Raw genomic sequence first — 12,470 nt, 5'->3', positions numbered from 1 at the left:
AATGGCTTGTCCGCCACGAGCTGCAGCAATAAGCTCTCTTTGTACATGATTTGAACAAAAAGATGCCCCCACAATGATGTATTTGATCATGTGGGGGCATCTTTTGAATCACGACAGCCGTTCAACATTAATCAGAGGCTGTATTTTGATGTCGAAGTCAACATTAATCTTCATATTTTCCCAATATTTCGACCATTGCTCTTCCGTTATTGGTTTAGAAAAAGGCTTAAGTGAATGTGTTCCGACCTCTAAGGGATTCACTTTCAACCGTTGCATACTTTTTAATAATTCTGACGTTTGTTCCTCAAGGTATACCTCAATCTCATGAATTAAATGTTCCAATTGTTCCTCACTTTGTATATTCTGTTCTCCCTGGTATTCCTCAATTCTTCCGTTCAATCCTACATGTAAAGACAAGGATGAATAGTCACTCGATAATTTCATGCGAATATTGGATCGAACACGTCCTAAACTGATAGATAACTTTGGAATGGCCAATACTTTTAAGAAATGATCGTTATCCAGAAGTTGAAAAATTTCATCGCTTACGTCTTGAGTGACCATTACTTCTTTATCATTTTGGAAGAAGGCCGTTCCTACGTAATTGAAGTTGTTTTTATCCGCACGAAAAACCGGCAGGATCGGATCCTTAAGAGGGGAATATAACATCTTCATGAATTGATGAATATTGACAATGCTCATTTCACCTTGGTTATGTTCCTCGTAATGCTTTAACATCCGATAAAGAAAATAATCTTGGTTTTCTTGCTTCGTCAATTGATTTTTTATGTATTCATCAAAATCACCTCTGACAATCAATAAATAGACACGCATTGAAATATCGGGATCAACCAATATCGTATTGATCAGCTTTTCAATGCCTTCTTTTTTGGCCAGTTCCTCATTGATTAATAACATTCGCAGCTGCCCCTGTTTTAATTCCCGATAATAAATTAAATTAAATTCCTTGCCTCCCTGCTTTAACAGATCAACTTCCTTGGAGAGAAATCGTTTTTTTTCTTTGATGAGTGGTGGTACTAAAGTGCTGATTTTAAACTTTCCCTCCGTCCCCTTGTCAACCGACCAGAAAACTACCGGAGCGATCTCTTCGATCATATTGTTCTCGGCATATGGAGAAGAGCAACCGGCCATCCACATAAGGCTTACAATCGCCAATAAACCATAATGCTTGTATGGTATCATGCCTACATACTCTCCTTTCGTTTAACCATAGTGAAAAGGATCGTAGGAACAAGTAAATAAATGAATGCACCGAGCCAGATTTGAACGTTCAGTAACATCTTTTGACCCGGAACCGTTTGCCATAACCATTGATCCATTATGATGATACTTATCAAAATGATGACCCAACTCGACAATAATCCGATCCGAGTTGTGCCTTCGTTCATTTTTTTCATAAAGACTCTTCCTGCTCCATAAAAACACAACAGAAGAATTGAAATGTCAAATACATAATTAAACATATGGAAAGAGATAAGGATGTAATTGATCCGTTCTAAACCACTCATTTGAATGTAGCTTCCCATATATACTACCGGAAAGTTGATCTTGCTTAAAAAGTTTGAACCGTAAAACAATACCGAAGCAATGAACAATAATGAATATTCCAAGATCGTCAGCATGTTTCCGATGACAAGATATTTTGATATTTTTTTATTGGAGCTCAACCATGGAACCATAAAGGCCAAATATACTGGACCAGAAAATGCCGACCAAATAAACAACAAACCCTGCCATGAATGTCCTGACCATTCGGTGGGTAATAGAGGATACAGATCGCGGTAATTTGCAATCGGTGGAAAGAAAAAAGGAATAAACATGATTAAGATCCACGCCCCACAAAGAAAGGCGATAACGACAAAACGCAATGTTTTCTCCATTCCATGTGAAGCCACAAATAAGCTGATCGAAAGAATAAATAGGATCAGCCACTTTTTATTCATTGATGGATAAATAAAATTATGGAGCATTTCAACGTAACCCAGTGTTATGATTGAGATTTTTAACAATATGATCAAAAAACCAAGTATTGCGAAAACTTGAACTGTCCGTTTCCCAAATAGCTGTACAATTCCTTGATAGCCTCTCCTTGCATAACTGGAAGTAAACCATTTGGACAGCATCATCAAATTAAGTTGGGACAGTAGCCCCAAGGCGACAATTCCCCAAACCATATACGAATGAACCAAATAAACGGGCATGATTAAAATAAAGTAATGCATTTGCGTACGATTAACCAATAAAAGGAAATGGATGCCGCCAAGGGTGGAAGTTTGATTGAATAAGAATAAAGTCTTCATTTTTTCATCTTCTCCTGTCGCCATTTCTGTAGTGGTTTTAGATTATTCGGACGCGTTTTCATCCAAATCAAAGGCCCGCGAATAAAGAGGTCAATCCAATCCTTCCCATAAAAAGGAGAAAGAGGCGCTAAATAAGGTTGACCTAATGACGTTAATGCATGGATATGTGCAAGAATCCCGATCAGCCCGATCACGATTCCCGGCAACCCAAGAAACGATGCAAGGATAAGAAGAAGCAATTGCAACAGAACCATGGATTTTGTCATTTGATAATTCGGAACTAAAAAGAAAGCAATAGCGGATATACCCATCAAAACAATTAATACTTTACTTGCAAAGCCTGCTTCTACAGCTGCTTGTCCAATGACAATACCACCAATAACCCCTAAAGTTTGACTGGTTTTGGTCGGCATTCGCAAACTTGCTTCTTTGATAATTTCCAGCGTTACGATCATGAAAATTCCTTCCACAAACGGAGTAAAGGGCAATTTGCTTCTCGATTCCAATAATACGAAGAGAATCGGCAGCGGAACCATTTGGTAATGAAATGTCGTTAACGCAACATAAAAAGGAATCATCGTCAAAGAAATAATAAAACTTCCATACCTCATTAAACGTAAAAAACTAGCTACCGGCCAACGAAGAAAGTAATCTTCTGGCGATTGGAATAGATGGAATAATGTAATGGGACAAATTAAAGCAAACGGTGAATTGGAGACTAATAAAGTCAGCTTACCCTCACCTAAAGCGAAGGCGCAGGCATCCGGCCGATCCGTTTGTAGAAACTGGGGAAAGACCGTATGGTTATGATCTTCAATAAAAGCTGCAAGCTGTGCGGAGTCTAAAAACTGATCGAAATCCACACTTTCAATTTTCTCTCTTGCAATGGAAACAAATTCCGGATTAATTATTCCGTCTATGTACATTAACACAACTTTTGTTTTACTTAGTGATCCGATAGTGAAGCTTTCCGTTTTTAATGTCGTTATAGGCAAACGTCTGCGCAACATTGTAATGTTATTATCGATTTGTTCGCTGAAGCTATCTTTCGCTCCATATATAACAGTTTCCGTTTGGGAAGGTTCAATTGCCCGGCCAAGAGGATTTTCCAACTGTATGCCTAGCCATTGATCGTTGACTGAATCGTATAGAAGAATATATCCTTGCATTATTTTTTGCCCAGCATCTTCGATCGATACAACTTCTGAAACATCAGAATTGATTATGCATGAAGAAAGCGAATTTCCGACTGATTGATGAAGTGGCTGAATAATCGCCTCGTTTAAACGCTCTTGATCTATTAATGTTTTTATAAATAAAAGATGGACTGAAGCACTCGTACCTATTTTGTGCTCAATGATTTCGGCATCTTCCATATGGTTTAATATCTGTTTTAAATCATCAAGCCATGTAGACTTTTGATGATTTTTCATTTGAGGCTCGTGTTTTTCAACCATGGTCTTCTCCTTTATCAAAGTAATAAAATGGTGATAAGGTTAATATCTTGTCCTGTAATCGAAAAATCATACGACCGGCAATTTGTATACTAAGCCTCATCATGTTCGAGAATGAGGGTAAATCGGGATCAGGATTCTTTTATTCGGTGAGAATGCATGTGGTAATCTGCATTTTTTTCAATGCATATGAAAAAACCTCAGCCGGTTAAGCGAGCTGAGGTCAATAAATTAACGATTAATGTTTTTTTAGTTGCAACCACTGTTGGTTTTGATTCCGTTGGCTTTCGCATCAGGTGCTTCGAGTACCCCTGATTGGGACTACTAGAGTTGCACCTAACTTCTTCATTTAATAACTTCAACCTTTTTATCCCCTGCTGACTTCGCAACCTCTACCGTTGTTTTACCTTCAATTACAGTCCCGTCTCCGCGGACTTATAAATGAATGTAAGGTCAGTGATTCATATAATGGGCATATAGTTGCTCGAAGGTTGTAAAACGTTCGACCTCTCTGCCGACCTTATCATACTCGTCTAGATATTCGTCCATCACTTCAAGGAACTTCTCTTTTATATCAGAGCTTGTTGTTCAATTGTTTAATGATGTCTTAGAGCAGATTCGACTTACGCAATATATCAAAAGGTAGGAGCAGGTAATTCATCTATTTTCATACGTAGTAGACTATAGGGTTTTTGTCGCAGGTCTTTTCCGTAATGAAATCTGGCCTGCCTATGTAATTGGTTCACAATTACATATAAATATTGATCTGGACCAATAGAAAAAGTATCCGGCCATAAAATTCTCGGATCATGGGCGATGGTTTCCATGATTCCATTCGGGGATATTTTTCGAATGCTATCGTTTTCATAGTCTCCAGCATAAACGTTTCCTTTTGCATCCGTTATCATTCCATCAGAAGCCCCCTTTTCTCCCCAATACTGCACAAGATAACTTAAATTGAGATCCGGTATCGTTCTGTCTCGCAGAGCTTCTGTTGAGATTGAGTATAGATAACGACTGGATAGTGGACAAAAAAATAACATTTTTCCATCTGGGGAGATCGCTATACCATCAGAGGCCAATTGAAAGGGAGATGTTGAACCATCGGTGTTTCGATTTATCAAAATTTCACCTTCCACTTTCGGTAAAAAATATGGATCAGGTGAAGTTGAATTTGCTCCATTTAACCGTCTATACGCATTTCCATTTTCTAAATTTACAACGATAATAGCGCCTGGCCCTCTGGAAGAAGAGTCCGTTATATATGCGAAACCTGCTTTTCCTACACGAAAGTCAAATCGGACATCATTCAGATACGTTGTCGGCAAGACTACATCATCAGCAAATGTATATACTTTTCTTATTGTATTTGTTTTTAAATCTACAGCGACTAATTTTGCCCCTCCTTTAATTGGCTCAGAAAAATTTGGTGCAGCCGTGTCCAGTACCCACAAGGTTGCCCTTCCATCTGCAACAACACTTTGGACACTGATGAAGGACATAACGATATTCAATGGGTTGATCAAATTCGTTTCTACATTAGGATAAGGTTGCATCTGACCCTCAACAATTTCCGCTACCGTAAATCTGACGTCATCTCCCCATTTTGGAAAACAAATAAAGATACGCCCGGTTTCGGATACACTAACGCCTGTAGGCATAGCCCCGTAAAAGGAATGAACGAGTTCTAACTTACCGAAATACTTTTCCATAGGTAACATAGGTTTTATGATATCCTCCTTAACATATTTGAATAGATATTACCTATAATATGTTCCAGACTTTTTCTAATACCTGGCCCTTAATCGTCTTTTTCTACGTGTTTTTGAAAATGTCCAAGGAACAAAAAACCAATGCGAACGACAAAATGTCGGTACGCATTGGTTTTATTAAATGTCAGGCTATCCGTCTGCTTCAATGTCCGATCTTTTGCTGATCGCTGAACTCATCTTGATTATCTGTTCGCTTTACGTAATTCACTTATTTTCCATCCTGAGACTGATTACTCTCTGCAGCTTCACGACCGCGACCTCCCATGCCTCCTCGAGTATTATTTTCACCCAGTTTGGACAGGTCAACCGAAGAAGCATCAATCAGTGAATCCGAGTCCTCTTTTTGTTTCTCGGTCGTGGAAGGGATATCTCCGTCCAGTTGCCCTTGTATACTTTCTGCACGCAGCGTGCCAAGTTTGGTCAATTCTGTAACAGCTTCCTCGTACTTATCATACGTAATAAACGCTGTAGGGTCTTGCTTCACATATTCTGAGATCATGTTGTTCAGGCTTTGCACTTTTTCTTCATATTTTCCGTCTGCGAAGTATCCATCTACGATCTCCTGCAAATATTCATGATACTTGGCCTTATACTCCGGCACCTCAAGGAGCTTTCCTAAAATTGGACGTTCGTCCAGGCTGACCCCTGATACCGGCGTATCAATCGCCAGATTCACGACATCGGAGGCAGAACCAGCTTGAAATCCACCGAAGGCCATGTTGTAGTCCCAGGGCAACATGCTGATCTGTCCATCGTTTTCATACAGATAATAGTTATGTCCCATGTTGGACGTGTAACTGTCCATATTGACAACGACCGTGTGGGCTGCAAAATATCTCAGAGCTTCGTCCACATCCACATATTTCTCCAGTTCGGTACCTGTGCTCAAGTTTTTGAGCGATTCAATGACACGCTGATAATCTTCCTCTGTTGTTTTGGTCTCAGCATTGTCGAAGATGGCGGAGTAACTGGATGATTTGTCATCGGTATACACCAATGAAACACCATTGCCGCTTCCATCCATACCACCTGGACCACGGTTACCCTTCATACCTGCTTCCGGTAGTGTATTCGCTCCATCTTCCCCTGTCCCGCTGTTCATATTCGGTGGACTTGCACCATCCGGTGGCGCCATACCTTCAGTAGGTGGCTGCATATTTCCATACCCTTGTGCAAAAGGATTGCCATCTGGGCCTCCCATTCCTCCTGCCCCCATGTTGTCATCATTGTTCGGTTTGTAAAGTTCACCCTCATCATTCTTGGCTCGGGCGAGATATCCGCTGTCAATGTCTTCAACAGCCAGGTACAAACCCCAAGTCTCTCCATTTACACTAATATTGGAGAACGCGAATAAGGGTGCGTCTACGCCAATATAACTCATGATGTCATAACTCAAGTATTCCTTCATATAACTATTGTCGCTAATCATGTTGTTCACAACGAGCTTGTCCAACCCCATCCAAGTTTGATCCTTAACATACTCATCAAACTTGATTTTGAAACTATATCGATCCGTTGTATCATCGCTAGCGACTTGCCGAAGGCTGGAGTTACCCTTTGGACGAATTCCGACGTTTTCAATCGTTGTTCCGTTAATCGTAATATTAGCTGAGATGTACTGCTCCTCATTTGCATTATCCAGCATTTCTTTCCATGCCGTTTCATCCACATCAATCGAAATGGACATAACCTCAGTTTTGTTGATTTGATCGGCATACCCTACTGTCTGCGCAGTATTCTCCGTTTTACTCTGATTATCCGTATTCGTTTGTTCCTTTTCAGTCGGATTGTTGTCCGAGTCTCCATTCTCTTGATTAGTCGAGCTGCATGCCGTCAGCATTGCAGTACATAACACCGCTACACCGATAAATTTAGGCCATTTGTATATGCTCATTGCCATCACCTCATGATTGTTGTTGAATCTTTTTATATGTAATCATCATAGATGGCAATTCTTAAATGAATCTGAATGAGTGGCGTCATATGGTACTCTCTAATTGAATTAACTACCAGTGAACTTAAGGCTCCAGCCTCCATGACATCTCCCAAAAATCAAGCTCAAAGCGACTACACATCACGAAAATATCCTCCATCCGTTGGTATGTTTCCTCGCTACAGCCTTCTAATAGCTTATCCGTAAACGTCACAAGGGATTGATTGCTGCTGTTGTATTCAGAGGAAGCATATCCTGTGATCCACTCTCCGTAAAAAGGATGATCAGCTGCGCCTGGCTTTTGGGCAAGGACTTGACCAATCTCTGCATAGCTCCATGAGCAGGCCAGAATGGATACAAGTACTTCTGCTATGCCACCTGCATGGGAAACAGAGAGCATATAGTTAGTATATGCTGCATTTTTCAGTGCAGGTTTTACCTGGAAAACATGATCCTCTGTAATTCCTAATCGCTCCATATAAGAACGATGAATTTTCATTTCACCATTCAGGATGTTATCTACGTTTTTACTAAAAAACTGCATCAATTTGGGGTCGTGCGACTTGACGATACCTAGTGCAAATACACGGGCATATTCGAACAGGTACAAGTAGTCTTGCAGCAAATAATAACGAAATTGTTCAACTGGTAAGGTACCATCTCCGATTCCTTTAACAAAGGGATGCTCGAGACATTCCTTCCACACGGGCTGTGCTGCCTGATATAGTCTCTCTGAAATAGTCAACATGTGTTCCTCCAATTCATAATGTACGTATTTAAAAACAAAAAAACGAAACATCCATAGGATGTTTCGCAGACAAATACACTAAAACAAGGGGGTTCGCATGAGCTACCCAAGTACAGTGTTTCATCGTTGCATCCCTACGTTGGCATTATCCAAATCAGGTAAGGTCGGTTTAACACCCTCTCAGCCGGTTAAGGCTCCCTCGCAAACGGTTAGTATGTAGTTAATTACTTTCTTATCCACATAAAAGAAAAAATAACATTCATTTAGTATATCAAGGGCTGTTAAATATAGTCAAGGCAGATTGTATCGCCCTCATCAGCTTGAGTGACGTATGTAAACGACAAAAAACCATCACAACAATGGTTGAGTTTTAGCCACTGTTATGATGGTTTCTATTCTTACAATTACTGCCGATGGTTTAATGCCCGAGTTTGTCCTTTCCCGCAAAAGTGAGTATTCCGTACTGGGAAGTGTTTCTCCAGCTCTCATTGGTTGTATCATTCCACTTGGCTACGCTCTGCTTACCTCCGCCCTGGTTGTCGTTAACTTGAAGCTCGAAACCGAGAACATTTCCTGCTTTAGGCGTCAGTGAATGTAACTGGATTCGGGCTTCTACGAGATATCCTTTATTTGTTTTCTTCACAGCACTTACAAGGCGTCCAGGCGAGGCACCCCCTGCAAAGGTTGCCATATTGTCTGCACTGATTCTGAACTGGGCATCATCATATTGAGAATACGGTGTGCGCTGGTGATTCTCGTCCAGGAAAATCTCAACCGAATCCTGATCCCATGGGTTGATACTATCTGTGATGATGTTTGGATCAGTGACGTCGATCAGCAGGTATAGATACTCACCCGACCACATTGCGCGAGCCACTGCCTCTGCACCTTCGGTCTCATTCAACCTTTTTACTTCAAATGGTACAGCCTTATTCCATAGGGCGTCTTTCTTCCCATCAATCTGAACAATCCCTTGCACAGCTTGTGCAGATTGGGGCATAGGGGCGAGTTGAATCACGCCGTATTTGCTTGTATCTTGTTCCTGAGATTGTGTTCGATCATTCCAGTATAGTGGATTATAAGGTTGTGTCCCATTTGCACCGCCATCAGTCACACGGATATCCAAGCCAACTTCATATTCTGAACCGGCTTGGATACCACCCCATGGAATGGACAATTCAACCTGATATCCGGCTTTGGTCTCGCGTACACGATATGAACGCTGCTCCGCTCCCTCAGCTTTGCCCGACCGCTTAATGATTACGTGTCGGTCATCTGCTTCATATGAAGTGGTCTTGCCATTGTTGAGATCAACAAAGATATCTACTCTGTCATTCACATCTGCCTTTGCATCCTGAACATCCACAAGGATATGCAGGTTACTATGATCCCATAAGGTGCGGAAACTGGCTGTTCCCGAAGAGTCACCCTTCAGTGGAGTAGACACCGCTTTGTTCCAGAGCGGATCTTGTGACTGTTTTTTGATATCCGGTTTACCCGAAAGTGAGACGGCCCTCTGTGTCAACACAGGCAAGCTGGATTCATCCACGAGCCCCCAGTATGCTTTTTTGGCCTTCAGGGCTGAATCAAACAGCATAGCCTGGTTGTTGTAAGACTTCTCATCTTGGAGTCCCCATAAGGTAACTGAAGAAATATGATCTTTGTGTTTTTTGTACAAATCCAACAGTTCCTTATATCGATACGCCTGCTTTACCGCAACTTCATCCGACATCTCTTCACCAAATGGAATTCCGCTATCCACATCCAGTTCCGTGATCTGAATATCCAATCCAAGTTCGGCGAACATGTTGATCGTTTTTTCAATTTCCTTGATGGGCGGGGATTCCAAATTATAGTGGGATTGCAAACCCACACCATCGATGAGCCCTTTCTCTTTCAGTCGTTTGACCAACTGATACATATGCTCTCTTTTCTCAGGGATTTCCGTGAAGTATTCGTTGTAATATAATTTGGCATTCGGATCGGCTGCACGAGCGAATTCATAGGTCTTTTCAATGTAATCAGGACCGATTAGTTCATAAAAGGGACTTTTACGTAAACCGTTGACATCACCATTGCTATCCGCAATCGCCTCGTTTACCACATCCCAGGCATAGATCTTACCTTTGTATCGGGTCATGACGGTTTCAACGTAATCCTGAATCCGGGCAAGTAGTAATTCTCGACTCGCAGGGTTACCCTGAGGATCCTTGAACATCCACTCTGCTGCATCAATATGCCACAACAACGCATGTGCGCGTACACCCATACCATGCTCCTCGGCGAACTGAACATATTGATCAGCTGCCTCGAACTCATAAACACCTTCGGAAGGAGACATGTACTTCGGTTTCATCTCATAGGTTGCGGTCAAGCTGTTAAAGTGTTTTGTGAGCAGTTGTCCATATGCGCCTTCCAACTGCCAGCGATACACCGCTGCACCAATGGGGAAATCATCTTGATACAGGTCCTCCAGAGACCGAATACCTTCTTCAATCTCCAGTTGCTCGGCCAGAGTAAATGATACATCATCCACATAGAACGATAACGTATCTACGCTATCTTCAGAGATGTAGGGTGTTTCGATGAACAAATTCAATTCAGTGGGATCATCGCTATACTGAAATTTTCCGGTGATCTTGTGCCATGTATTCCATTCTGTTTTGGCAATCTTCACGCTGCCGATCGGGTTCCAGCTTTCGGCAGTTGTTTTCTTATATGTGGTGAGCTGTAGCGTTTGATCCGTGGTGGGCTCCTGGGTAAGTCTGACATATGCCGTAATTTCGTACTCTTGGTTACGCTCAAGCAGATCTTTCATGGATAACATCGGTCCATGATAGGAACGCTCACGGTTGGCAACCAGCATACTGGACTGACCTTCGTGTGCTTCCAGTTGTGTCACTGTCAGATTTTCACTACCGACACGTGGAGTCCATCCCTGAAGTGTACCGTCTTCAAAGTTTGTACTCAAATGACTTCCCTCTACTTCCGTAACTGCCTCAGCTGCATGTGAGACATTCGAAAATGAAGACATGGCGAGTACGAGCACAAGAACCAAGGCTGTTATATTCCATGGACCTAACCGTTTCATACAATTCCTCCTCTTGATTTGGTCTAAGTATTTCTGAACGGATTAACATCCAGATAAATAGATTATAGTTCTTTGGATAGCGCTTACATATAACAATTTTCCAATAATTATAATAAAAAGTTATCATTTGGTAATCTCATCTGAGTTTGGGAAGCTGGAGTTCGTTCGCATGAAATATCAAAAAGCCGCTACATATGTGCAAAAATAAAAGACCGTTTCCCGATAAAATACGAGAAAACGGTCATAATTAGATAGTATCTTTTTTCTGTTCACTAACAGGCATATAAACTTTGTTTTATAATCGTCCCTCGTGACCCTGTTCCTCCTGCACAATTCGAGCAATGTGAATCATCAAATATAACAATTCCTCGTTTGATATGGAGATATCCAGCATATTTTGCACGTAGGTTTTGATCATCTCCGCACACTTATATTCAAGCGGGTGTTCTTTCACCATGTGTTGAAATATAAAATCTTTCGCCGAATTGCCCAGACGCCCTTCTTGTAAACGCTGGATGAAGAATTGCAGATGTGTGACGAGTCTCACATAATGGATGGAATTTTTGTTCATTTGCATATCAAAGGTGTATTGTATCAGGTTAAAAATATCTTTTAACATCTTAACGGATTGCATCGTGCGCTCCATATTCTGTTCATGCGTTTGGGCATTCACGAAATGAAAAGCGATATTCCCTGCTTCTTCTTCCGGCAGTTCAATACCCAGTTCTAGATTCAGCATCTGAACGGCTTCAAGGCCCAGTTCGAATTCGACAGGATGAAACCTCTGGATCTCCCATAACATGCGATTCTGTAATGCTACACCTTTTTTCCATCGTTCAATGGCAAACGACAAGTGATCCATAAGCGTAAAGAAGATTTGATCGTCAAGAGACAGCTTTTCTTTTGCATTGGTAATCAGTTTGTTTATGACATTCACATGTTTTTCTGGCATGTTTTCGATGGTTCGTACGTAAGCCTGGGCAGACGGATTATTTTGCAGAATGAATCGTTTCTGGATGTGCTCTTCATCCAGTCGCTCGCCGACTTTGCCTTTGAATGCCAATCCTTTTCCCATGACAATCATCTCTTGCCCCTGTTCATCTTTGGTCAGAAGCAAGCTGTTATTCAATATTTTGATTACTTTCATGCAT

At 41.3% G+C, this 12,470-nt stretch carries 8 protein-coding genes and 1 riboswitch; all 8 genes read right to left on the bottom strand.

The genetic code is table 11. The features are described 5' to 3' along the window. Window positions 1–108: 108 nt before the first annotated feature. The 8 genes from MKY44_RS14565 to licT all read right to left on the bottom strand — a co-directional run bounded on the left by MKY44_RS14565 (window position 109) and on the right by licT (window position 12,466). Entirely contained in the window at window positions 109–1,203 is a 1,095-nt protein-coding gene (locus tag MKY44_RS14565) for a Ger(x)C family spore germination protein (RefSeq protein ID WP_076327497.1), read from the bottom strand. Window positions 1,204–1,205: 2 nt separating this feature from the next. Then, window positions 1,206–2,321 (bottom strand): GerAB/ArcD/ProY family transporter, encoded by a 1,116-nt coding sequence (locus MKY44_RS14560; protein WP_341007633.1) that lies wholly within the window; start codon window positions 2,319–2,321, stop codon window positions 1,206–1,208. Further along, the gene (locus MKY44_RS14555; protein ID WP_341007631.1) at window positions 2,318–3,778 is read right to left on the bottom strand and encodes a spore germination protein; all 1,461 of its coding nucleotides are present in this window, start codon (window positions 3,776–3,778) and stop codon (window positions 2,318–2,320) included. The genes MKY44_RS14560 and MKY44_RS14555 overlap by 4 nt, the downstream gene beginning before the upstream one ends. A 632-nt stretch (window positions 3,779–4,410) precedes the next feature. Then, on the bottom strand, window positions 4,411–5,505 hold the full coding sequence (locus MKY44_RS14550; RefSeq protein WP_341009858.1) for an L-dopachrome tautomerase-related protein: 1,095 nt from the start codon (window positions 5,503–5,505) through the stop codon (window positions 4,411–4,413). Between the two features lie 250 nt (window positions 5,506–5,755). Continuing rightward, complete coding sequence (locus tag MKY44_RS14545; protein ID WP_341007630.1) at window positions 5,756–7,441, bottom strand: CotH kinase family protein; 1,686 nt, start codon at window positions 7,439–7,441, stop codon at window positions 5,756–5,758. A gap of 124 nt (window positions 7,442–7,565) precedes the next feature. Then, window positions 7,566–8,228 carry a thiaminase II gene (tenA, locus tag MKY44_RS14540; protein ID WP_341007629.1) on the bottom strand — a complete coding sequence of 221 codons (663 nt, stop codon included), beginning with the start codon at window positions 8,226–8,228 and terminating at the stop codon, window positions 7,566–7,568. A 113-nt stretch (window positions 8,229–8,341) separates the two neighbouring features. Continuing rightward, a riboswitch (TPP riboswitch) is annotated at window positions 8,342–8,439 on the bottom strand. Between the two features lie 207 nt (window positions 8,440–8,646). Further along, window positions 8,647–11,319: an endo-1,4-beta-xylanase gene (locus tag MKY44_RS14535; protein ID WP_341007628.1), complete on the bottom strand. Its 2,673-nt coding sequence runs from the start codon at window positions 11,317–11,319 to the stop codon at window positions 8,647–8,649. 295 nt (window positions 11,320–11,614) lie between these two features. Beyond that, window positions 11,615–12,466: a BglG family transcription antiterminator LicT gene (gene licT, locus MKY44_RS14530; RefSeq protein WP_341007627.1), complete on the bottom strand. Its 852-nt coding sequence runs from the start codon at window positions 12,464–12,466 to the stop codon at window positions 11,615–11,617. Window positions 12,467–12,470: the final 4 nt, after the last annotated feature.

This window comes from Paenibacillus sp. FSL R7-0026 (assembly GCF_038004485.1).
Taxonomy (GTDB): domain Bacteria; phylum Bacillota; class Bacilli; order Paenibacillales; family Paenibacillaceae; genus Paenibacillus; species Paenibacillus xylanexedens_A.
The sequence above is the reverse complement of the archived record's forward strand: the minus strand, read 5'-3'. Positions and strand labels throughout refer to the sequence as shown.